Origin of the sequence: Streptomyces sporangiiformans (genome assembly GCF_005768555.2) — a bacterium.
In the GTDB taxonomy this organism is placed as follows: domain Bacteria; phylum Actinomycetota; class Actinomycetes; order Streptomycetales; family Streptomycetaceae; genus Streptomyces; species Streptomyces sporangiiformans.
The window spans coordinates 1-22,237 of record NZ_VCHX02000177.1 but is presented as its reverse complement, the minus strand read 5'-3'; the positions used below and the strand labels follow the sequence as shown (position 1 = coordinate 22,237).

General features: G+C 69.4%; 22 protein-coding genes. 11 read left to right on the top strand and 11 right to left on the bottom strand.

The annotated features are described in order from the left end of the window. Positions 1–16: 16 nt before the first annotated feature. Positions 17–262, bottom strand: a complete 246-nt coding sequence (locus FGD71_RS31470; RefSeq protein WP_119103956.1) for a hypothetical protein — start codon at positions 260–262, stop codon at positions 17–19. 391 nt (positions 263–653) lie between these two features. On the opposite strand from FGD71_RS31470, the gene FGD71_RS31465 reads away from it, so the two are divergent. Together FGD71_RS31465 and FGD71_RS31460 are read left to right on the top strand one after the other, a co-directional pair. Further along, complete coding sequence (locus FGD71_RS31465) at positions 654–1,871, top strand: NAD(P)/FAD-dependent oxidoreductase (RefSeq protein WP_119103955.1); 1,218 nt, start codon at positions 654–656, stop codon at positions 1,869–1,871. Further along, on the top strand, positions 1,868–2,788 hold the full coding sequence (locus tag FGD71_RS31460) for an RNA polymerase sigma-70 factor (protein WP_119103954.1): 921 nt from the start codon (positions 1,868–1,870) through the stop codon (positions 2,786–2,788). The genes FGD71_RS31465 and FGD71_RS31460 overlap by 4 nt, the downstream gene beginning before the upstream one ends. Before the next feature lie 22 nt (positions 2,789–2,810). On the opposite strand, the gene FGD71_RS31455 is transcribed toward FGD71_RS31460, so the two are convergent. After that, entirely contained in the window at positions 2,811–3,107 is a 297-nt protein-coding gene (locus tag FGD71_RS31455; protein ID WP_119103953.1) for a GYD domain-containing protein, read from the bottom strand. 140 nt (positions 3,108–3,247) lie between these two features. Between FGD71_RS31455 and FGD71_RS31450 the strand changes: the two genes are divergently transcribed. From FGD71_RS31450 to FGD71_RS31440, 3 genes are all read left to right on the top strand, one after another. Next, positions 3,248–3,610 (top strand): hypothetical protein, encoded by a 363-nt coding sequence (locus FGD71_RS31450; RefSeq protein WP_119103952.1) that lies wholly within the window; start codon positions 3,248–3,250, stop codon positions 3,608–3,610. An 88-nt stretch (positions 3,611–3,698) separates the two neighbouring features. Next, complete coding sequence (locus tag FGD71_RS31445; RefSeq protein ID WP_140935990.1) at positions 3,699–4,106, top strand: hypothetical protein; 408 nt, start codon at positions 3,699–3,701, stop codon at positions 4,104–4,106. A 37-nt stretch (positions 4,107–4,143) separates the two neighbouring features. Then, positions 4,144–4,830 carry an HAD family hydrolase gene (locus FGD71_RS31440; RefSeq protein ID WP_119103951.1) on the top strand — a complete coding sequence of 229 codons (687 nt, stop codon included), beginning with the start codon at positions 4,144–4,146 and terminating at the stop codon, positions 4,828–4,830. A 93-nt stretch (positions 4,831–4,923) separates the two neighbouring features. On the opposite strand, the gene FGD71_RS31435 is transcribed toward FGD71_RS31440, so the two are convergent. Beyond that, positions 4,924–7,041: a ricin-type beta-trefoil lectin domain protein gene (locus FGD71_RS31435; protein ID WP_119103950.1), complete on the bottom strand. Its 2,118-nt coding sequence runs from the start codon at positions 7,039–7,041 to the stop codon at positions 4,924–4,926. Positions 7,042–7,404: 363 nt separating this feature from the next. Next, complete coding sequence (locus FGD71_RS31430; RefSeq protein ID WP_119103949.1) at positions 7,405–7,779, bottom strand: hypothetical protein; 375 nt, start codon at positions 7,777–7,779, stop codon at positions 7,405–7,407. Positions 7,780–7,984: 205 nt separating this feature from the next. Here FGD71_RS31430 and FGD71_RS31425 point away from each other — a divergent pair, with 205 nt between their 5' ends. Then, positions 7,985–8,959 (top strand): alpha/beta fold hydrolase, encoded by a 975-nt coding sequence (locus tag FGD71_RS31425; RefSeq protein WP_119103948.1) that lies wholly within the window; start codon positions 7,985–7,987, stop codon positions 8,957–8,959. Between the two features lie 31 nt (positions 8,960–8,990). Here the strand turns inward: FGD71_RS31425 and FGD71_RS31420 are convergent, their stop codons facing one another. From FGD71_RS31420 to FGD71_RS31400, 5 genes are all read right to left on the bottom strand, one after another. Further along, positions 8,991–10,100 (bottom strand): LacI family DNA-binding transcriptional regulator, encoded by a 1,110-nt coding sequence (locus FGD71_RS31420; protein WP_119103947.1) that lies wholly within the window; start codon positions 10,098–10,100, stop codon positions 8,991–8,993. Positions 10,101–10,148: 48 nt separating this feature from the next. Then, positions 10,149–12,719 (bottom strand): beta-galactosidase, encoded by a 2,571-nt coding sequence (locus FGD71_RS31415; protein ID WP_119103946.1) that lies wholly within the window; start codon positions 12,717–12,719, stop codon positions 10,149–10,151. Next, the gene (locus FGD71_RS31410) at positions 12,719–14,530 is read right to left on the bottom strand and encodes a glycoside hydrolase family 35 protein (RefSeq protein WP_119103945.1); all 1,812 of its coding nucleotides are present in this window, start codon (positions 14,528–14,530) and stop codon (positions 12,719–12,721) included. The genes FGD71_RS31415 and FGD71_RS31410 overlap by 1 nt, the downstream gene beginning before the upstream one ends. Positions 14,531–14,604: 74 nt before the next feature. Then, the gene (locus FGD71_RS31405) at positions 14,605–15,882 is read right to left on the bottom strand and encodes an MFS transporter (protein WP_420878367.1); all 1,278 of its coding nucleotides are present in this window, start codon (positions 15,880–15,882) and stop codon (positions 14,605–14,607) included. A gap of 263 nt (positions 15,883–16,145) precedes the next feature. Continuing rightward, positions 16,146–16,724 carry a hypothetical protein gene (locus FGD71_RS31400; RefSeq protein ID WP_119103943.1) on the bottom strand — a complete coding sequence of 193 codons (579 nt, stop codon included), beginning with the start codon at positions 16,722–16,724 and terminating at the stop codon, positions 16,146–16,148. 239 nt (positions 16,725–16,963) lie between these two features. Between FGD71_RS31400 and FGD71_RS31395 the strand changes: the two genes are divergently transcribed. The 3 genes from FGD71_RS31395 to FGD71_RS31385 all read left to right on the top strand — a co-directional run bounded on the left by FGD71_RS31395 (position 16,964) and on the right by FGD71_RS31385 (position 19,212). Beyond that, positions 16,964–17,650, top strand: coding sequence for a TetR/AcrR family transcriptional regulator (locus FGD71_RS31395; RefSeq protein ID WP_119103942.1), 687 nt, complete (start codon positions 16,964–16,966; stop codon positions 17,648–17,650). Positions 17,651–17,890: 240 nt separating this feature from the next. Further along, complete coding sequence (locus FGD71_RS31390) at positions 17,891–18,562, top strand: nucleotidyl transferase AbiEii/AbiGii toxin family protein (RefSeq protein WP_119103941.1); 672 nt, start codon at positions 17,891–17,893, stop codon at positions 18,560–18,562. Between the two features lie 227 nt (positions 18,563–18,789). Next, positions 18,790–19,212 (top strand): hypothetical protein, encoded by a 423-nt coding sequence (locus FGD71_RS31385; RefSeq protein WP_119103940.1) that lies wholly within the window; start codon positions 18,790–18,792, stop codon positions 19,210–19,212. 34 nt (positions 19,213–19,246) lie between these two features. Here FGD71_RS31385 and FGD71_RS31380 read toward each other — a convergent pair whose 3' ends face one another. Beyond that, a complete protein-coding gene (locus tag FGD71_RS31380) occupies positions 19,247–20,668 on the bottom strand; it encodes a M1 family metallopeptidase (protein ID WP_119103939.1) in 1,422 nt (473 codons plus the stop codon). A 180-nt stretch (positions 20,669–20,848) separates the two neighbouring features. On the opposite strand from FGD71_RS31380, the gene FGD71_RS31375 reads away from it, so the two are divergent. Beyond that, on the top strand, positions 20,849–21,301 hold the full coding sequence (locus FGD71_RS31375) for a hypothetical protein (RefSeq protein ID WP_140935989.1): 453 nt from the start codon (positions 20,849–20,851) through the stop codon (positions 21,299–21,301). 8 nt (positions 21,302–21,309) lie between these two features. Here the strand turns inward: FGD71_RS31375 and FGD71_RS31370 are convergent, their stop codons facing one another. Further along, entirely contained in the window at positions 21,310–21,717 is a 408-nt protein-coding gene (locus tag FGD71_RS31370; protein WP_119103937.1) for a RidA family protein, read from the bottom strand. A gap of 102 nt (positions 21,718–21,819) precedes the next feature. Here FGD71_RS31370 and FGD71_RS31365 point away from each other — a divergent pair, with 102 nt between their 5' ends. Beyond that, positions 21,820–22,200 carry a winged helix-turn-helix transcriptional regulator gene (locus tag FGD71_RS31365; protein WP_119103936.1) on the top strand — a complete coding sequence of 127 codons (381 nt, stop codon included), beginning with the start codon at positions 21,820–21,822 and terminating at the stop codon, positions 22,198–22,200. Positions 22,201–22,237: the final 37 nt, after the last annotated feature.

Sequence of the window (22,237 nt, the reverse complement as noted above, 5' to 3'; positions counted from 1 at the left end):
GCCGTGCTCGACGTGGTCAGCCCTTCTCCCCGACGACACGGCACCCTTCGAGCAGCTTCTCCTGCTGTTGCCGAATCTGCCGCAGTTGGTCCTTGAGCGAATCGAGATGCCCTGCCACGAGGATCGACTCCGCGGGGGTCGTCCAGCCTGGCCGCCGCCAGGATTCCCGAAGCGTCTGCCAGATGTCCTCGTCCCGGATGACCTCGATGATCCGCACGATGTCATGGACTTTGCCGTCCAGTTCTTCTATGTCCCTTTCCACGTCCCCTCCTTGGGAAAACAGGGCGAGAGATGGATGTAGAGAGTCCAACCACAGTGAAAGCGGGACAAGGGCTCTCATTTGTCGGCCGCGCCCGATCGACCCTTTTCGGCCTGACTCATCATTGCCGCCTTTCCCTCGCTTCTCCCTGGCCCCTGAGCACCCGACGATGCGAAGTTCACCTGGCGCGCCGCCGGGCGCCTGCCTTGTTCTTCAGGGCATGGGGATCGGCGCGTACGAGAACAGCGAGATACGACGAAAGGTGGCGCGAAACATCCCGGGGGGACCCTCGACGCCATGTGACCTACATCACACCACCTCCATGTCACGCACGGACGGGCAGCTTGCATCTGGTGGTCGTCAACAACGAGACGAAAAAGAGGACGACGCAGCCATGAACGCACAGAACGAAGTCGGTACGGCGATCACCCACCGCGTGCTGATCCTGGGAGCGGGGTACGCGGGGATGTCCGCGGCCATCCAGCTCGCGGCCCGGAGCAAGGGGCGCGAGGACGTGCAGGTGACTCTGGTGAACGCGCAGGAGCGGTTCACCGAGCGGATGCGGCTGCACATGACGGCGACCGGACAGCAGCTCGCCGAGCTGAGCATCCCCGAGCTGCTGGAGGGCACGGGCGCGCGGTTCGTGCGCGGCTGGGTGACGGCCATCGACGCCGGCGCGAGGACCGTACGGATCGATGACGACCGGGTGCTGCACTACGACACCCTGGTGTACGGGCTGGGCGGCGTGGCCGACACGGCGGCGGTGGCCGGCGTCGAGGACCACGCGTACACCCTGAACGGCGTCCAGGACGCCGAGTTGCTCGGCGACCGGCTGGCCCGGCTCGACGGCGGCGCCGACACCGGCACGGTGGCGGTCTGCGGCAGCGGCCTGACCGGCATCGAGGCGGCCGCGGAGATCGCCGAGCAGTACCCGGATCTGAACGTCGTCCTGCTGGGCCGGCAGGAGCCCGGCGCGGCCCTGAACCGGAAGGCCAGGGCATATCTGGGCGCCGCGCTGGAACGTCTGGGTGTGCGGGTGCGCGGCGGGGTCGAGGTGGTGAAGGTGCGCCCCGGCGCGGTCGAGTTGGCTGGCGGGGAGAGTGTCGCCGCCGACGCGGTCCTGTGGACCAGCGGCACGCGGGTGTCGCCGCTGGCGGCTGCCGCCGGGCTGACCGTCGACGAACGCGGCCGCATCGTCACCGACGCCGCGCTGCGGTCGGTGTCCCACCCGGAGGTGTACGCGGTCGGCGACGCGGCCGCGATCCGCCAGGGCTACGGCGTCATGCACGGCACCTGCCAGGGCGGCATGCCGACCGGTGTGCACGCCGCGCTGTCGATCGACCGGGTACTCAAGGGCAAGCAGCCCAAGCCGTTCCGCTTCGGCTACTACCACACGCCGGTGAGCCTGGGCCGGAACGACGCCGTCGTGCAGTTCACCCGCCCCGACGACAGCCCGCGGCGGATCTGCCTGACGGGCCGCATGGCGGTCCGGTACAAGGAGACGGTGACTGCCTCCCCGTGGCCGACCTACGGCCGTATGAAGAAGATTCCCGCCTCGGGCGCTTTCTGGCCGCGCGGCGGCCGCTTCACCCGGAACCAGGAGGCGCGGTGACCGACCTGCCCACGAACCCCGACGAGCAGGTGTTCCACCAGCACCGCAACCTGCTGTTCTCCGTGGCCTACCGCCTCCTCGGCACCGCCGCGGACGCCGAGGACGCGGTCCAGGACGCCTGGATCAAGTGGTCGGCCGCCGACCGCTCCCAAGTCGCCGACCCCAAGGCGTATCTGACCCGGATCGTGTCCAACCTGGCACTGGCACGACTGCGCTCCACACGGCACAAGCGGGAGACCTACGTGGGCCCGTGGCTTCCGGAGCCCATCCTCACCAGCGGCGACACCGCCGACGCCGTCGCCGAAGCCGAGTCGGTGTCGATGGCGATGCTGGTGGTGCTGGAGACGCTCAGCCCCCTCGAACGCGCGGTATTCGTGCTGAAGGAGGTCTTCGACTTCAGTCACGCCGAGATCGCGGAGGCGGTGGAACGCTCCGAGGCGGCGGTACGGCAGGCCGCGCACCGGGCGCGTGAGCACGTACAGGCCCGGCGGCCCCGTTTCACCGCCGACCGGTCCCGCCGGCGTGAGGTCACCGAGCGGTTCTTCGCCGCCGCGACCGGCGGTGACGTCAACGCCCTGATGGAACTGCTGTCCCCGGACGTCACGTTGTGGACCGACGGCGGCGGCAAGGTCCGCCAGGCCCTGCGACCGGTCGTGGGCGCACAGACAGTGGCCTCCTGGTTCGCGGCCATCGGCACCGTCACGTACCAGGGTGTCGAGCCCGCCGACATGAACGCCGAACTCGTCGAGATCAATGGCGGGCCGGGCGTGCTGTTCAGCGGACCGGGCCGCGTGATCGCCACCGTCACCTTCGACTTCGACACCGACGGCCGCATCACCGCGATCCACAACGTGGCCAACCCCGACAAACTCCAGGCCATCGCCGACGGAACCGCTCGCGATGTCGGTACGCGGTGATGGCCGGGCCCTCCACTTGTCCTCAGCCGGCGGCCTTGGCGATGATGCGGCCCATTTCCTCTCGGTCGAACGCCCGCAGGGTCGTGGTACGGACGTTGCCCACTCCGCCGAGCTGCAGGAGCGCCGCGGTGGCGGTTTCGTCGTCGGGCGCCTCGACAATGGCCACGAGGTCGTACGAGCCGACGGTCCAGTAGATGTTCAGGAGCTTCGCCCCGAGCTTCTGCACCCCTGCGGCGAAGGCCTCGGCACGCTTGGCGGTGTCCTTGTAGTTTCGGATCCCTTGATCGGTCCAGTTCAGCAGCGTGACATACGTCGACATGGTCTTTCCTTCATGAGGGAATACATCGCGAGGCCAATTCTGGGCGTAATTACCGAAACGCGCACAAGGTGTGCATCCGAATGAGTAAGGCACCGACCTGCGCAAGGGCCGCGCCTGGTACATGGCTCCATACTGAGCGGATGCGCCAAGCATTCGCCCACGACGCGGTTCTCCTCATGGAGTCTGACGGTGATGTGCGAGCACCCGGCGCAGCCATCACGGTCGCGCTGTGCGGGCACTGGGACCATGAACCCCCGTGCCCGCTGGCACCGCACCACACCTCTGCCGAACGCTCCGGCGACGAGGTACGTCTGCGCGTGCTGTTCGCGGCCGAACCGGCGGCCGAGACCGAAGTCCGCTGCCGTATCGAGGCCGCCCTGTCCCGAGCCGCCCTCGACGGCCCGGACGGCATCACCACGCGGTGGCAGTTCCGCGGCGCACAGCCCAGTCCCGTCCGACAGGACGAGGCCCAGCATGCCGAGCGACTCACCAAGACCGCGTGACGGTGGTGGGCTGTGGGAGCGCCGCGCGCAGGCCCGCCCCGCGCGCTCCCGAATGAGGGTCGCATGTGCGGCGTGTCATCATGGCCGCATGGATGGCCTGGGGTGGGTCTGTGCCGGTCTGGTGGCTTTTCCCGTTCCCTTTCTTCTCTGGTTCGGTGTGATTCCGCTGTGGGTCGACCGGCGGCTGAGAAGGTCGGGCAGAGAAGTCATGGGGCTCTGTCGGAACGTCTCGACTTCCGAAGGGAGATACTCGACAAGCTTTGAATTCTCCACGCATACCGGAGACAGGATCATCTACATCTCCCCGCTCAGCGGCCGTAGATGGGGCACGCCGGGGAACGAAGCCCTCCTTGTGTACGACCCCGCCTCACCGTGGCGAAGGGTCCGCAGCCGACGAGAGCTCGACTCCCGTTCTGAAGCATGGGCCTCACTCTGGTGGCTGCTCTCGCTCGAGGTGATCAACCTGACGGTGTTTCTGCTCTACTTGAGCTACTGAGCCACTGATCTCCGCGGCCGCTCACCAGAATGATCGGGTGACGACACAACCACGCTCCCCCGAAGGTCTCCGTGCTGTTCTCTTCGACTCAGGCGGCGTGCTGATGCGGCCGATGGGCGGCCGGTGGAATCCACGAGCGGACTTCGAGCAGACCGTCCTCGCCCACGCCCCCTCGATCACCCCGGAACAGTTCGCGGCGGCCATCGTCGAAGGCGACCGTTTCTTCGACACCTCGTCGTCGACGCCCGACTACGACGCATACCACCGGGTGTTGCTTCGCGCCCTCGGTGTGGCCCCGACCTCGCAGCTCCTCGCCGACCTGCGTCGCGAAGTCCCCCCGGCCATGATCCTGGAGACGTACCCGGAGGTCGTGGAGACCCTGGAAGAGCTGAATCGGCGGGGCGTGCGCATGGCGGTGGTCTCGGATGCCTGGCCCGATCTGCCGGACCTCCATGCCGCACTCGGCATCAACCGCTTCTTCGAGGCGTACGCGATCTCCGCCGAACTCGGCTGCGAGAAACCGGACCCGCGCATGTACCACCACGCCAGCGGCGCGCTGGGGCTGGCTCCCGCGCAATGCCTGTTCGTCGATGACGTCCCGAGCCTGGTCGCCGCCGCGATCGCACTCGGCTACCAGGGGCGCGCGGTCTGCCGGGACTCGGACCCGGCTCCCTCGGACATGCCTTCCATCGCGTCCCTGTCGGAATTGCCGACCCTCTTCTGACGCGGTCCGGAGCCGGGTGTCGGAGGCTGACAGTAGAGCACCCCCGGGCCCTGGTAGGTCCGGGGGTGCTCCACCTGTGCGGGGGCTAGGGGGCTACTGCCGCGTCCACTTCTGGTTGGACGCGCCGTTGCAGGCCCACAGGACCATCTTGGTGCCGTTGGCTGTCGCCGCGTTGTAGGCGTCCAGGCAGAGGTTGGCGTTCACGTTGGTGATGGTGCCGTCGGCGTTCACGTTCCACTTCTGGTTGGAGCCGCCGTTGCAGTCCCAGATGACGACCTTCGTACCGTTGGTCGTCCCTGCCTGGAAGGCGTCCAGGCACTTGTTGCCGTAGACCACGAGTTCCTTGCGCGTGGTGTACGTCCAGGACTGGTTGGAGCCACCGGCGCAGTCCCACAGCTGTGCCTGGGTGCCGTTGACGATGGTGTTGTTGTCGATGTCGGCGCAGCGGCTGGACTGCTGGCCGACGAGCTGGGTGCCGTTCGTACCGGGCAGCGGGCGCACCTGGATCGCGTCGAAGTCGGGTGTCCAGGCGGTGGGGTTGGAGAACGTCAGGGTGTTCGTGGAGCCCTTGGCCAGGGACACCTCGACCGAGACGGTGCCGGGCGTGGACCACGAACCGGTCGGCGGGAAGGCGACCGTGGTGGGCGTCTGCCCGTTGACCTTGAGTACGGCGGTACGGGTCGCGCCGCTGCCGTTGGTGTAGGCGATGTCGACGACCTTGGTGCCCGTGGCGCCCGCCACGACGCCGTTGAACCGGAGGGTGTTGGCGGCGCCGTTGCCGACGTTGCCCACCTTGGTGGAGCCGGAGCAGCCCGAGCAGGTGGCGTCGGCCGCCGAGCCGGCCTTGGTGTTGCCGGCGGACTCGGCCTCGTACGTGCTGCTCGACGCCTCGGTGCCGCCGGTGACCGTGAGCATCACCGAGTCCTTCGCGGGGACGCTGGTGGTGTAACTGCCGCTGAAGTTACCGACGTTGGCCCGCGTCCACAGGTTGCGGACGGTCGCCGAGGCGTCGGTCAGACCCAGGTCCGACCAGCGGACGGTGATGTTCTGCGCGCTGCCGGTGCGGTTGAGCAGGACGACGGCCCGCTTTCCGGTGCCGGAGAGGACCTTGCTGTACACCTGCAGGCCGGAGGTGTCCTCGGCGACCTCGACGCCCTGGAGGCCGCGCGGGTCCTGGTCGACGGCGATGACCTCGGGATTCTTGAGGATCGCGGCGGTCTCCGCGCTCATCTGCGACAGGTCGTTGCCCGCGAGCAGCGGAGCGCCCGAGACCGCCCAGAGGTTCATGTGCGTGCGGTTCTGGGAGGCGGTGAAGCCGCTCAGGCCGACCATCAGCATGTCCGGGTCGTTGTAGTAGCCGGTGTGCTGGCCTGTGGGGTGCACGTTCGCGTCGTAGTTGGCGAGCATGCTGTCCCACGAGGGCGAGTTGCCGTGGAAGATGATGTCGGTGTTGGTGCGCCAGAGGGCGGCCATGCCGGCGCCCCAGTTCCACGGGTTCTGCTTGCCCCAGTTGCAGATCGAGAGGGTCAGCGGGCGGCCCGTGGTGGCCGAGGCCTTCGCGGCCGCGTCGCTGATGGCCTGGTACGTGGTCTTCGCGTCGAGCCCTTCGACGTCACCGCCGCACCAGTCGACCTTGACGTAGTCGAAGCCCCACTTCGAGAACTGGAGCATGTCCTGCTCGTAGTGGCCCTCGCTGCCGCTGCCGGGCGCCGCCGGGCGGCCCGTCGGGAAGTAGTAGCCGCAGCCGTCCTTGCCGGCGTCCGTGTAGATACCGGCCTTGAGTCCCTTGCTGTGGATGTAGTCGGCGATCGCGCTCATGCCGCCGGGCCACTCGGACTCATCGATGGTGATGTTGCCCTGGCTGTCGCGGGTGCCCTGCCACCAGCCCTCGTCGAGGTTGATGTACTTGTACCCCGCCTCCGGCAGTCCGGCCGCGACGAACGCGTCGACCTGCGCCTTGATCACGTTGTAGTCGATCTTGGCGGCGAACGTGTTCCACGACGCCCAGCCCATCGGCGCCGGAGGCACCGCGATCTGATTCGACGTCACCGCCATCGGCTGCACTCTGCCGAGGTCGGCCGGGGCGTCGACCGGGGCTTCCTGCTGGATGCCCACGAGCCCTGCCGCGGCCACCGTCGCTACCACGAGGGCGCGGACCGCGGCGTCCCTGCACCGGCGTCTCAGGCCGGTTGCGAGTGACTGGAGTGGCATGTGTTTTTCCTCCGAGGGAACACCAGAGTCAGCCCTGACCGCGAACTCTTGTCGAAATATCGGACGTTAATCGACCTACCGAACTTGCAGGCGCTGAAAATTAGAGCCGCCGAGAAGCGGAAGTCAATGGGTCCAACCGCCTTTGTGACCCTTGCCCGTTGACCACCACACGCGCGTCGAGGGCCTCAGCTCTTCGAAGTCACCGTGACCGTGCGGGCGAGGTCATCCGTCAGCGCGCACAGGGCGTCGGTGTGCGCGAGGGCACGCCGACGGGCAGCGCCGAGCCGGGCCACCTCGTAGGGGTCGCCCAGGTCCTTGGCACGCTCGAAGCGCGACTTCAGCTTCGCTGTGCGTGAGAGGGCGTCAGCCGGGCGGCACCCGGTCCTGTGGCTCGGCAGCCGCTTCCGCCGCGGCGGCGTCCACGGCGTCCTCGGCGTCCTCCGCCTGCAACGCCTGGGACACCTTCGGGTCGGTCGAGTCCGACACCAACTCCGCGACTCGCAGGGTGCAATACCAACGCGACGCCCTCCCCTTGATCAGTACGAGGTACGACGCGCGGTCGTCGAAGCGGTACACCCGGCGCCAGCTCTCGATGATCCTCTTCGTCGGCAGATACGTGTGGACGGCGGCTCGGAGCTCCTCCAGCGCCTGGCCTCTCGTGTCCAGCCCATCACGGATGATGTCGGTCACGTAGGAGTCACCGTAGTCGTACTGCGCGATCACGACCCAGTTGCCCATGCTCGCCCCCTCCCGGCGCCGTCGCGCGCCTCATCGAGACATCCACCCTCCCACTCGTACGCCTCAGACGTGCGTCACGTGGCGGATGTCGGGCTCAACTCCGTTGTGTGCCCGCGCTTTTGCCGCATCGGCAACGACGCTCGCAGACGTCGCACCGCCTGCTGCACGATCACTACTGGTGATCCACACACACCCGGGAGGACCCATGCCGAAGACGTCCGCCGCCGACCTCACCCACCGTCTGGTGCCCTCACCGGCCGGCCGCATCCACTTGGTGGAGCAGGGCAGCGGTCCGCTCGTCCTGCTGGTGCACGGGTTCCCGGAGTCCTGGTACTCGTGGCGGCATCAGTTGCCCGCGCTGGCGGCGGCCGGTTACCGCGCGGTGGCCGTCGACGTCCGCGGCTACGGCCGCTCCTCCAAGCCCGACGCGGTGCACGCGTACCGGATGCTGGACCTGGTGGAGGACAACGTCGCCGTGGTCCACGCTCTGGGCGAGCGGAACGCGGTGGTCATAGGGCACGACTGGGGTTCGGCCATCGCCGCCAACTCCGCGCTGGTCCGGCCCGATGTCTTCCGTGCCGTGGGCCTGCTCAGCGTGCCCTACACCCCGCGCGGCGGCCCCAGGCCGAGCGAGATCTTCGCGGGGATGGGTGGGGAGGACGAGTTCTACGTCTCCTACTTCCAGCAACCGGGTCGCGCCGAGGCGGAGATCGAGCCCGACGTACGCGGCTGGCTCTCGGGCTTCTACGCCGCCCTGTCCGCCGACACCATGCCCGCGCCGGGCGCGCCCGCCCCGCACTTCGTCAGTCGCGGCGCGACGATGCGCGACCGTTTCCCCACGGGGCGGCTGCCGTCCTGGCTCGACGAGCGTGATCTCGACGTGTACGCCGGGGAGTTCGAGCGCACCGGGCTGAGCGGAGCCCTGGCCCGCTACCGGAACATGGACCGGGACTGGGAGGACCTGGCCGACTACGACGGCGCCTCCATAACCCAGCCCTCGTTGTTCGTGGGCGGTTCCCTGGACGCCTCCACGAGCTGGCTGGCCGACGCGATCAAGGAATTCCCCCGCACCCTGCCCGGTCTGAGCTCTTCGCACATCCTCGACGGTTGCGGCCACTGGATTCAGCAGGAACGCCCCGGGGAGGTCAACCGGCTCCTGACCGACTGGCTCGCGTCGTAGCCGAGGAACGTGGCGGAGTCCGTCGGCTCCGTCAGACCGGTGCCGGGCCGGTGCTGCGGCGGATGATGAGTTCGACGGGCACGACGGGACCGGACTGCGGGCCTGACGCCGCCCCGGAGGGCGACCCGGAGGGCGACCCGGACGGTGGGCCGGCCGGGCCGTCGATCTGGGTCAGGAGGAGCTGCAGGGAGCGCGTACCGATCTCGGCGAACTCGGTGCGTACGGTGGTCAGCGGGGGAAGCAGATGGGCCGCCTCGGGGATGTCGTCGTAGCCGACGACGCTCACGTCGCCGGGGACATGGCGGCCGGCTTCGTGGCAGGCGCGCAGCACGCCGAGTGCCATCTGGTCGTTGGAGGCGAACACCGCGGTGACGTCCGGGCGCTTCGCCAGGCGGCGGCCCAGTTCGTACCCGGAGTCGGCGCTCCAGTCACCGATGAGGGGCTCGGGCACCTCCGCGCCGGCCGCCCGCAGGGTCGCCCGCCAGCTCTCCGCCCGTAGGTCGGCGGATGTCCAGCCGGTCGGGCCCGCGATGTGCCAGACGGTGGGGTGGCCGAGGCGCAGCAGATGTTCGGTGGCCTTGCGGGCTCCGGTCCAGGAGTCCGCGGTGACCAGTGGTGTGCCGTCGCCGAGGTCGTTCTCCAGGACCACCAGGGGCGTGTCGAGACGGACTTCCGCCAGGGCTTTTCTCACCCAGTGCTGCGGGGCGATGGCGATCACTCCGTCCGCGCCCTCGGCCGACAGACGGTTCACGGCGCGTACCACCGTGTCCCGCTCCGCCGTGTCGAGGGCGATGGAGCTGACCAGGTAACCGGCCTTCTGGGCCGCGGTGTTGATCGCGGTCAGGATGGAGGCGGGCCCGTAGCGCGCCGCGTCGAAGGAGATCACGCCGAGCATCCTGGTCCGGCCGCTGGCCAGGGAGCGCGCGCTGCGGCTCGGGCGGTAACCGAGCGAGCGCATGGCGTCCAGCACCGTCTCACGCGTCTCGGGACGGACGGCAGGATTGTCGTTGAGTACGCGTGAAACGGTCTGTTTGGAGACACCGGCCAGGCGTGCCACGTCATCCATCACCGGGCGCGCTCCCGCGAAGTTGCGTCGGCTGCGTCCCTTGGGAGCGGGGCCGTCAGGGGCGCTCGGGTTCATGGGTCGCGCTTCCTTCGGCATCGTCGCGGCATCGTCTCGGTGGCCTGGTCATCCGGGTCGGGTCACCCAGCAGCGGCTGGTCACCCACTCGGCGTGCCCGACAGTAGCCGTTCCCGCGGCCGTTCCGTCGCCCGCGTCTCGCGGCACGTACACCGGCGCGTCGGCGTGCAGGGGCAGCACCCTCAGCCGCAGACCGTGGGCGCGCAGGGCTTCGGCGGGGAGCCGGTCGAGGCCGATGTCCCAGACCCGCCCCGAGAAGAACTGATCGGCGACGAGGGTGTCTCCCACGTACGCGCGCGCAACGTCGCCGGTCCAGTGGATGCGCAGGAGGGTTCCCTCTCCCTGGCGCAGGAGGGTTCCCTCTCTCTGGCGCAGGAGGGCGTCCGGTACGTCGATGCGGTACTCGGCCGCGGTGCCGTCGAAGTGCCTGTCCGCGGGGACGCTCGCCCGGCCGAGCGGGCCCGTCACGGTCTCGGGTGCGGGGCCCGCGGGCCGGACCGGGGTGACCGCCAGGGTGCCGCTGGAACCCCGGTCACCGGACTCAACTCCGAGCGGGGCGGCGTCGGGCAGAACCGAGTAGCGGGTGAGCACCCCGTCCGCCGCCTCCCGCACGGACGCCCCAGCCACCACCGGAGCCCGGTCCGGCGCCGGCAGGACGGCGAACGAGGGCTCCGCCGCGGAGCTGTGCACGCGTACCTCGTCGTGGTCGAAGACGACGCCGTCACGGCACAGCACGAGCCGCTCGGCACCCCATGCGACACCCCGGTAGGCGGTGCGCGCCGTCACCGCGTCCAGGACCAGCAGACCGACCCGTCCGCCCTCCGCCGTGTCGACCTCGACCAGGGCGTCGGTGCCGGGGCGCAGCCCGGTGATCAGGATCCGGTCATCGACGCGCGTGATGTCCCCGGAGGGAGCGCTGACGGACGCCACGGTCCGTGCGCTCAGGGCGAGTTCGGGAGTGATTCCCTCAGTGGCGGCCAGCACCAGAACCGTACGCACGGCGCGCATGGCACCACCGTCGCCCGCGTCGCCCCCGTCGCCTTCGATGCGGCACACCGGCTGCGCGGTGGCCCAGTCGAGCCGCAGGCCGTCGACGTCGAGGCGCAGCGGCCAGCAGAAGTACGCGCCCTCGGGGACCGTCACGGGCGTACTCGGCAGCGTCAACGCGGCGGCGGCGTCGGGCAGTTCCACCGTGAAGGACGTGTCCGGGTGGTCCGGCAGCTGCTCGTGCGGTTGGTGGTTGTTGACGAAGAGGAAGCCCGAGGTGCCGTCGCTGCGCACCGCCCACCGCAGGGTGTCGCGGTCACCCTGCCCCGAGGGCTGCCGCTCCGGAAGCACGGACCGCATGGGCGCGATCAGGTGGCCGAAGTCGGCCAGCAGCAGGTGCTGGAGGCGCAGTTCGTGGTACGAGGGCCGGTACTGGCCGTACTCACCGAGCGGCGCCTGGAAGTCGTACGTCAGAACCGGGAGGTCGTTGGGGTAGTCGGTGGCGTGGGACTCCTGCAACGTCGTCAGCTCCCCGGCCGGGTTCGTGCCGCCGTGGAACATGTAGTAGCCCTGCCACACCGAGCCGCAGCCGATCTTGGTGAGGCCGAGCGCGCCGATGTCGGCGGGCTCGACGCGCGGCCGGCGGTGGTAGGCCACGGCCATGCCACCGCCCAACTCGCAGGTGGCCCAGGGAAATCGCTCGGCGAGAAGCATCGGGTCGCCGCCGCGCACGGTCGTCGGGCGCAGATCGGCGCCGATGCCCTCGTCGTCCCGCTGGTGGGTGAAGAAGTAGTGCTTGCGGCAGGTGTCGGGCCAGCCGCCGTCCGCCTCGGTCCAGAAGGCCTCCGGGTAGCCGCCGTACAGCGGAAGGAGTTCGTCGGGCGGGAGCTGGACCCCGCCCCAGGCCGTCGACGTCCACAGCGGCGCGTTCAGCCCGGCCTCCTGGGCCATCCGCTTGAGGGTGAGCAGATGGCCGGGCTGGTCGTAGAGCTCGTTCTCGATCTGGATGGCGACGACGGGGCCGCCGTGGGCGCGGTCCAGGCCGCGCAACTGCCCGGCGATGGCCGCGTACCAGGTCCGTACGGGTTCCAGGTACGCGGGATCGTCGGTGCGGGGTGTGCAAGGGCGGGCCAGCAGCCAGTCGGGCAGTCCGCCGCCCCGTACCTCCGCGTGGGACCAGGGGCCGATGCGGGGGATGAAGTCCAGGCCGTGGTGGGCACAGAGTTCGGCGAAGCGCCGCAGGTCTCGGTCGCCGTCGAAGCGGATGCGGCCCTCCACCTCCTCGTGGTGGATCCAGATGACGTAGCTGGCGACGGCGGTCACGCCGCCCGCCTTCATCTTGAGCAGCTCCTCCTCCCACTGCCCGGCGGGGTAGCGGGTGTAGTGGAACTCCCCGGAGACCGGGAACCAGGGGCGGCCGCCGCGCGTGAGGTAGCGGCTGGTCACCTCGATCGGGTCGGGCACGCCCGGCGCGTCGGCGAACGGCAGGTGGCCGGTCAGCGGGGGTGCGGCAGGGGCGGCCGGAACGCGCACGGAATGCGGGAGCGCGGCGGTCCCCGGCGCCGCCGTTCCCGGCCCGGCGGTTCCCGGCGCCGCCGAGGGTGTCGCCCGAGGAGTCGTCTTGGACGTCATCAGGGCTGCACCGGTCCGAGGTCGGGGACGTCGGTGAGCAGCGCGCGGGTGCCGGTGGTGGCGTGCAGCTCCAGCAGGACGAGCTCGTTGGTGCCGGGCCGCAGGACAGGCGCGGGGACGTACAGGGTGCGTTGCGGGCCGCGGTTCCAGTAGCGGCCGAGGTGGAAGCCGTTGACCCAGGCCTGGCCCTTCGTCCAGCCGGGCAGCGACAGGAACGTGTCGGCGGGGGTGCGGACGTCGAAGGTGCCGTGGTGGAAGGCGGGCACGGAGTCGATGGTGGCGTCGGACGGCGCGAAGGGGACCGCCTTCAGGCTGTCCGGGCCGTCGAGGGGCAGGGGGTGGCAGTACCAGCCGTGCAGGGCCGTGCCGTTGAAGGTGACCGGACCGAGCAGGCCCTTGGGGGCGCCGATGCGCGGCCCGTAGTTGACGCCGCCCATGTTCTCCACGAGCACCTCGAGGGTGGCGCCGGGGCCGGGCACCCTGACCGGCAGGCTCTCGTCGTGGCGTTCGCGTTCGAGTACGCCGACGGGGGCGCCGTCCACGAAGACCTGGGCGCGGTCGCCGACACCTCCGGTGAAGTGCAGCAGGCCGTCGCCGCCCCGGGGAACGGTGGTGCGGTAGAGGACGTATCCGGACCGCAGACCGAGTTCGTCCATGGTCACCGGATCCTCGGTCCGCTGTACGGGCCGTCGTACGTCGTCTCGTACGGTCCCTCGTACGGGCCCGGACAGGGCGTGCGCGTGCGGCAGCAGCGGGGCCCTGCGGTCCAGGACGACGGCGGTGGGCGGAAGTTTGGCGGCCGGCGCCGGGACCGGTTCCTCGGGGACCGGCGCGTGGCGGGCGATGACCTCACGGAAGGCGTGGTACTTGGGACCGGGATCGCCGGACTCGGTGAGCGCCGCGTCGTAGTCGTACGACGTGACCGTGGGCGAGTAGGCATGGTCGTGGTTGGCGCCGTTGGTGAAGGCGAAGTTGGTGCCGCCGTGGAACATGTAGATGTTGACGGACGCCCCGGCGGAGAGCAGCCGGTCGAGGTCGGCGGCGGCGTCGGCCGCGTCCCGCACGTGGTGCGGCTCGCCCCAGTGGTCGAACCAGCCGATCCAGAACTCCATGCACATCAGGGGCCCTTCGGACTGGTGGGCGCGCAGCCGTTCCAGGGACTGGGCGACCTTGCTGCCGAAGGTACCGGTGGCGAGCGTGCCGGGCAGGCTTCCGGCGGCCAGGTGCTCGGGGTTCGCCTGGTCGCATGTGAACAGCAGTTCCTCGACGCCGCGCGAGCGCAGACCCTGCTCCACGTGCTTCAGGTACGCGGTGTCGTCGCCGTAGGCGCCGTACTCGTTCTCCACCTGTACGGCGATCACGGGGCCGCCCGAGGCGGCCATGTGCGGCAGGAGCGGGGGCAGCAGCAGGTCGAGGTAGCGGTCGAACGCGTCGGTGAACCGGGGGTCGCTGCTGCGCAGCCGGATGCCGGAGTCCGCGGTGAGCCACGAGGGCAGTCCGCCGCCGTCCCACTCGGCGCAGATGTACGGTCCGGGGCGCAGCAGCACGTGCAGTCCCTCGGCGTGCGCCAGGCTCAGATAGCGCGGCAGGTCGAGGATGCCGTCGAGGACGAGGTCGCTGTCGGGGTCGGGCTGGTGGAGGTTCCACGGCACGTACGTCTCAACGGTGTTCAGGCCCATGAGGCGTGCCTTGCGCAGCCGGTCGGCCCACTGATCGGGGTGGACACGGAAGTAGTGCATCGCGCCGGAGATGATCCGGAACGGCTCGCCGTCGAGCAGGAAACCGTCGGACGTCGTCGTCAGAGCGGGCATGCGGAGGATTTCCCTTCGTACGGTTACTGGCATGTACGGGCTTGTACTTGCGTGCAGTGGCGGTTCGACCTGGGTCAGCAGGGCGGTGCGGTGGGGCGCGTGGCGCGGATGAGCCAGAGGGTGGCGGCCAGACACAGGGCGGAGACGGCGCAGAGCAGGAGCGGGACGGCACGGATACCGGACCACTCGATCGCCTTGCCGAGCGCCGGTCCCGCCGCGACGCCGCCGACCATGGACGCGGCGATGACCATCGCGCCCGCCCTGCGGGCCCCCGGGGCGGCGCTGTGGAGCCAGGGCAGACCGGTCGGGAAGATCGGCGCGATGAACAGACCGACACCGGCGTACGCGTACGGGGCGAGCCCCGGCACCGCGGCCAGCAGCAGACAGGCCGTCATGCCGGCGCACGAGACCGTGATGATGGCCTGGGCCGAGAATCGCAGCGCGATCGGCGCGACCAGGAAGCGGCCGACGGTCATCATCAGCCAGTAGACCGACGTGGCGGTGGCGGCGACACCCGCGCCGTAGCCGACCGTCTCCAGGTGGGTGGGCTCCCAGCCGCCGACGCCCGCCTCGACGCCCACATGCAGGACGTAGAGCGCGACGAACACGGCGAGCACGGAGCCCAGACTGCGGCCGAGCACCGACCCGCCGCCGGCCTCCGGTCGTATCGCGTCGGCTGACCGTTCCGCGTCGGCCGGCCGGGGAGCTTCGGTCGGCCGTGCCGCGTCGGCCGGCTGCGGTGCCCGGTCTCGTACGCCCTTGAGGCACAGCAGCAGCGGCAGGTTGGCGAGCGCGAAGCCGAGGAAGACGGCGGGGTAGTGCTCGGAACCCACCGCCGCGATCAGCGCGGGGCCGAGGATGGCGCCCACCCCGAAGTGTGCGTTGAGGATGTTCAGCATCGCGGTCGAGCGGTGGCCGAAGCCCACGGCGAACAGCTGGTTGAGGCCGTAGTCGATGCCGCCGAAGCCGAGACCGGCGAGCAGGGCCATGGCCAGGCCGACGGGCCAGTTCGGCGCGAGCGCGAAACCTGCCGCGCCCAACGCCATCAGCAGGTACGAGCCGCCGAGGATCCGCCGGTTGCCGATCCGCCCGTAGAGCCGGTCGAAGAGCAGCACACCGGCGACGCCGCCGATGAAGTGCGCGCTCAGCCCCAGCCCGGCGGCGGACGGTGACAGGGCGAACTCCTCCCGGAAGGCCGGGATCGCGGGCCCGTACAGGGCCTGGAGCGCACCGATGAGAACGAACCCCGCGCAGGACGCGACCACCGCCGCCGTACTGAAGACGGGGGCGGCGACCGGGGAGCCGGCCGACCGGGCGTCCGCGACCCGTTGTCCGGTGGATTGATCGGTCACGTGGTCTCCAGGTGACGGAGTGGTCGTGGTCGATGGGCGGTTGACCGTGGGCGCGCCCGGAGCGATCCCAACGGTTGATGTTACCGGTAACATTCACACCGTCAAGATCCGTGGGTCGAGGAACATCGGTAACCATCGGTGCACTTCGGCGCGAGCTGCCGCACCGTCAGGTTCGCCCGCCGGTAGGCGGCGACGGGCAGGACCGCGGCCTCCAGCCGCAGACTTCAGGGCCGGGCAGACTCTTGCGCACCAGGTCCGCGCACTCAGCCCAACGACGAGAACAGCCGGTCCGCGCCCAGCAGCCCCAGCGCCATCCCGACGGCGTTGGCGCACAGGAAAAGTACGTTCTGGCCCGTGGACAACTCCTCCGCCGCGGGATCGGCCGTCAGCACCTTGAGGCGGTCCCCGCTCAGCCCCCACACCATTCCCCGGACGCCCACCGGCTTTCGAGAGGCCAGGAGAAGCCCGACGGCCGCCAGTAGCGTGGCCGAGCCGCCCAGCGGGACACCCGCGGCGAACAACTCGACGGCGCCCGCCGCCAGGAGAAGCGGGATGACGAGCCGGTACGCCTCGTGCCCTCGACGGTACGGGCGGAAGACGACCCAGTTCAGGAACAGGACGCAGGCCACGGAGGCGGCCATGGCCACGAGCGCCGCGAAGACGTGCGCCGACTGCTTCCCGGAACACGTGACGCCGTACCGCGATCCACAGCCTCCGGTGATCGCCATGTCCCGGTAGATCAGGTACAGCGTCCCCAGCAGCACAGTCGCGACGCCGGTACACACCGCCATGACCACATACGTGCCCACCGTCGGCCGCGTAGGCACCGTTTGGACCGGCATACCAGTTCCCCACCTCCGTCACGGGCCGACCGGCCCCCGCGGGAGCCATCGGAACAGACACCGGCGGCACGCGACAAGAGGCTTCCGGAACTCCCGGCCGCTGACCGCGCGAACGCGGGCCGGCTTCCAGGACGGCCGCCGCTCTCAGCGGAAGTGACTGCTTCCCAGCCGCTGCCCTGTCGACGTGACCGACCCTCTTGAACTTTGTGCAATCCGGAATTCTGATCTAGCCTGGGCGCATGCCGCGTGAGACGTTGACCCGCGAACACATCGTTCAGGCCGCGATCGAGCTGCTGGACGCCGAGGGTCTCGAGGGCCTGAACATGCGCAGTCTGGGCAAGCGGCTCGACTCCGCCGCCACTGCCGTCTACTGGCATGTCAAGAACAAGGACAATCTCGTCATCCTGGCCAGTGACGAGGTGTGGAACGAGGTCCGGCTGCCCGACCTCGAGACCGTCGACTGGCGGACGGCGGCCACGTCGATGGCCAACGACCTCTACGCGATGATCACCAGGCACCCGTGGGTCGTGATGGCCTTCGCGTCCCAGCCTCTCTACGGGGTGAACAAGTCCCGCCACGACGACCACAGCCTCGCGGTCTACGAGAAGGCCGGTTTCGTCGGCGCGGAGATCGACCAGGCGACGGCCACGGTCTTCATGTTCGTACTCGGCAACGCCCTGGGCATGGCGGCCTCGGCTTCCGTGGACAGACGCCTCAGCCATGGGGGCAAGAACGCTCAGAACCTGATCCAGGACGCCATGACCCAGGCGATGGAGATCGCGGGGCAGTTCCCGCGGCTGCGGGCCCGCATCGACGCCTACGCCGACACCGACTACGGAGCGGCACCCGAGAAGAGCTTCGAGTTCGGCCTCCAGGCGGTCCTGGACGGCCTGGAGCAGCAACTCAAGCACCGTTCGCATCCCTGACTCCTGTTCCTGACTCCTGTTCCTGGCTCCTGATTCCTGACTCCCGCCGCCCCGGCCGGGGCGGCCGCCCGTCAGCTCGCCGGCCCGGCCACCGGCTCGGCACGCCGCTCACTCGCCACGACGAGCCCGGCCGAAGCCGTCGGGCGATAATCGCGGCATGGCCTCACCGTCCTCCGTGTCCGAGCTCCGCCGAGCCAGGTCGCCCCGGCGCATGCCCGGCGTGAGCCACCGGGCCGTCGCGTGAACCTGACGGAGCTGCACCGCCGCCTGCTCGCCGACGTACTTGCCGTGGGTGCCCCTTTCCCCCTCGCGCTCACCGGCGGTTATGCCGTCCAGGCACATGGTCTGGTCGACCGCCTCAGCCAGGACCTCGAGTTCGCCACCGAGAGCCCCGAGGGGATGGAGAAGATCGCCGCCACCGTGAGCGCCGGCCTGGTGGAACGGGGCTGGCAGGTACGCGTGCCGGAAACGGACCCGCTCGCCGCACAGCTGATCGTGACGGACCCGGACAGCGGCGAAGAGTGCGAGGTCGACCTGTACAAGGAGGCCCTCTGGCGTCCGCTCGTGCTGACCGAGCACGGGCCGGTCCTCTCCCTCGAAGACGTCGTCGGCACCAAGGTCCGCGCCCTGGCCGACCGCGGCCTCGCCCGGGACCTCGTCGACGTCCGCGCCGCCGCGGACCGCTGGAGCGCTCCGGAACTCGAAGAGCTCGGCCGCCGCCACGCCCCCGACACCTTCGACCTCACCGACCTCCAAGCCCGCCTCACCGGCGCGGAGTGGATCGACGACGCCGCTTTCGCCGTCTACGGCCTCGACGAGCGGGCCGTCTCGAACCTGCGCCGGTGGGCCCTGGAATGGGCGGACGACATCGCGGAGCGGCTGATGGAGATGGACGTCCCGGACGACGGGTGACTGTGCTCGACGCGAAGTGACCGGTGAAGTGGTTGGATCGGCTTCGCGTCGGGGAGTCGAGGGTGGCCAGAGAGGTGCCCGTACGGGAGAGGCTTGGCGTGACACCACAGACGTTTCCGGTGGGTGGCTGGAGGAAGCGCACCATTGCCGTTCGTCGTCCGCGGGGGACGCCGGCGCTGTTGAGGTTGAGGTCGCGGGGACCGTTCACCGCCTACGGCCCGACACCCGTGATCGACACCCCGCAGGAGCTGTCGTCGGACGCTGTTCTCTTCCACACGTGGGGGCGATCGTGGCATCCGTTCGTGCTGCCCGGCCGCTATACCCATGTGGAAGTGGGCAAGGCCGGGAAGAACGGCGTCGCTCGCTGGCAGCTCGACAGGATGTCACCTGACGACGTGCCACCCCTGCCGGCCACCGTCATCGGCCACGGCACCCGACTCTTCACCTGGGAGGGCGGAGAGTTGGAGCTGCGGTACGAGTGCCTCAGCCGTAGCAATGGCTTGCGGTTCACGCATCATGCGTTCGACAGCGGCGAGCCACTGGACTTGGACAGGACAGGAACCAAGAGAGGGATGGTCCGTCTGAGCGGGCCCGGCTACCTCTGGGTTCATTCCGTACCGGACGGCGATTGGACACTCAAGCGCGCCTGACCTTCGGCGAGCGAGCGGAATACCGCCGGCGGTTTCACCGGATGCGGTGCTGCTTCCAGAAGGGGTCCAGGTCCTTGTCCGTCACGGACTGTGCGGCCTTCTTGAAGTCGGCGGTGGTGGAGACGCCGTACCAGTGGTCGCGGGCGTACCGCTTGAGGAGTCGCGCCATGGTGTCGGCCCCGATGGTGCGCTCCAGGCGTGCCAGGGCACAGGATCCGGCCGTGTAGACGAGGTGGTACTCGTCCCGGTGCTTGGCCCAGTACGCCATCGAGTTGGTGAGCGCGGTGCGGTCGCTCGGCCAGTCGTCGTCCGACCAGCAGTCGCGTGTGTCCCAGCCGTAGAAGCGCGCGTTGGCGTATTGGGCGAAGCTCTCGTCCAGCCAGGGCGCGCCGTACTCGTCGTTGCCCACGATGCCGTACCACCACTGGTGGGCCACCTCGTGGACGACGGCGCTGCCCTCCTCGGTGGTGCCGAGGATGACCAGGCCGGGGTACTCCATACCGCCGCCGAACTTCTTGGTCATCACGAAGTCGATCTCACCGTACGGATAACGGCCGAACTCCTTGCCGAACCTGTCGACGGCGGCGACGCCGTCCTTGCGGTTGAGGCGCACACCCGCCGCGGGCGTGTTCGGCGCCCAGTACGACTTCACGCGCACACCGCCGGGCGAGGTCTCGGTCGCCGTACGGAACGGGCCCGCCGCCCACGCGAAGTCCCGCACCCGGTGCGCGACGCTGTGCGTGACCGTACGCCCGGGCTTGCCGTCGCGGGTCCAAGTGCGTCCGGTCGCCGGGACCTTGAGGGTCGACGGGTGGTCGATGCGCACCCGGAAGTCGCTCGCCAGGGCGTAGAAACTCTCGCCGGTCGACACATACGGGTCGAGGTGCCATCCCTTCGCGTCGTGCACGGCGAGCACCGGCAGCGCATTGCCCAGGAAACGGAACGCGCCCTCGCGGCCGAAGCGGTCGTTGCGCCCCGGCACGGTGATGGACACGTCGAAGGAGACGGCCGTCCGCTCGCCGCGCGCGAGCGGCTTCGGCAGGGTGACGCGCAGCGCGGTGCAGTTCACGGTGAGGCGGCCCGGAGTGCCCCCGCGCACCTTGGACATCTTGACGGGGGACGGCTTGCCCGGCGTGCCGCACTTGTCGTCGCCGTTGCCCCACAGGCGTAGGTACACCTCACGCAGGGGTCGATCGGAGGCGTTGCGGAACGACACCCGCTGCCGGCCCGTCCAGTGGGAGCCGTCGGCGTCGCCGCGCAGGGACACGTCGTAGCGAAGCCGATCGGGCGTCGCGGTCCTGGGGGTCGTCTCCTTGGCTTCGGATTCCGGTGCCGGTGCGGGTGCCGTGACGGCATCGGCGCCTGTGGCGGCCGCTGCCACGAGCAACGCGAGCGGGACAACGAGCAGACGGCGACCGGCCCTTGACCACCACGTGTGTGCCTGTAGCGACGACATGGCAGAGGATCGTGCCACATCGGTCCGACAATTGGCGGTTGTCAGGCGAACGGTTCGCCCGCCGCCCCCGGAGCCGGCGGCCACCGCGCGGCAGTTCGCGCAGGCTCTCGCACGAGGCGGGTCACGGACTTCAATGCCGCCTGACCACTGGCTGTTGGCACTGTGACTCTTGAGTTGTCGGTGAATGAGCCGATACTGTGCGCCCCCTGTCCGCTGTTCTCCGAACAGTTCCTTGTCGACTGGACGGAAAATCGGGGTGTTCGAATGCTGGGGATTCTGATATTTCTCTGCATCGTCCTGTTGAGCCTCGTGGTGAACCACGTTTCACGGAACAGCCTCAAGAAGCGTGGGGTGCGCGTTCGGGCAGTGTGCGTGGATCACGTCAAGGTCGGGGGAAAAGTGGGCCTGCTCATGGAGTGCACTGGTCCGGACGGAGTTCCGGTAAGGCCGACGGTCGGATACTTCAGTCACCCGCCGCTCAGAGTCGGCGAAGCCGCCGACATCGTTTATGTCCCGGCGAATCTGCAGGGGGCCCGATTCGCCAATGCCGCAGATTCCGGCAAGTGGGCCCCCGTGTTCATCGCAGTGGTGTCAGTCCTGGTGGTTGTCACCGGCCTGCTCACCTTCTCGTAGGCACCTGGTCAGTCGATGACCGCGGTGGCTTCGACCTCGACCAGATGGTCGGGTACGTCCAGGGCCGCGACGCCCAGCAGCGTGGCCGGCGGAACCGGAGGGCCCCCCAGCTTCGCGGCTGCCCGGGAGACCCCCTCCAGGAGCAGGGGCATCTTGTCAGGGGTCCAGTCGACGACGTAGACGGTCAGCTTCGCCACGTCATCGAAGGAGCCACCGATCTCGGTCAAGGCGGTGCCGATGTTGAGGTAGCACTGCTCGACCTGTGCGGCGAGGTCACCTTCGCCGACCGTGACCCCCTCGGCATCCCAGGCGACCTGCCCGGCGATGAAGACCAGCTTCGACCCGGTCGCGATCGACACCTGCCGGTACGCATCGATTTCCGGCAATCCGCTGGGGTTGACCAGGGTGATGGCCACTGTCCGCCTCCTGACACATGTGCTCTCTTGTGGTTACTCAGGAACCGTAGGAGAGTGAGCGCTGACATGGAAGAACGCACTTTTCAGTGACTGGGGAACCTAATGGTGACCGAGCAGTTCAAGGGCTCGCCCGAGGAAGCGGACCTGTCGCGCGCGGACTCTTTGGCGCGGGAGATCTTCTCCGACGTCGCCAACAAGTGGGCGTTGCTGATCATCGAGGCTCTCGGTGAACGCACCCTGCGTTTCAGCGAGTTGAGGAACGAGGTCGAAGGCATCAGCCACAAGATGCTGACCCAGAACCTGCGCATGATGGAGCGCAACGGCCTGGTCGAGCGGAACGTGCACCCCACCGTGCCGCCCCGGGTCGAGTACACCCTCACCGAGCCGGGCCAGGGCCTACGGGCGACGGTCGATGGAATGTGCGGCTGGACCCATCAGTACCTCGGTCACATCGAGGCCTCCCGCCGCCGCTTCGATGCCTGACACGCGCCGACCGCGGCCGCCACCGATGGCGGCCGCG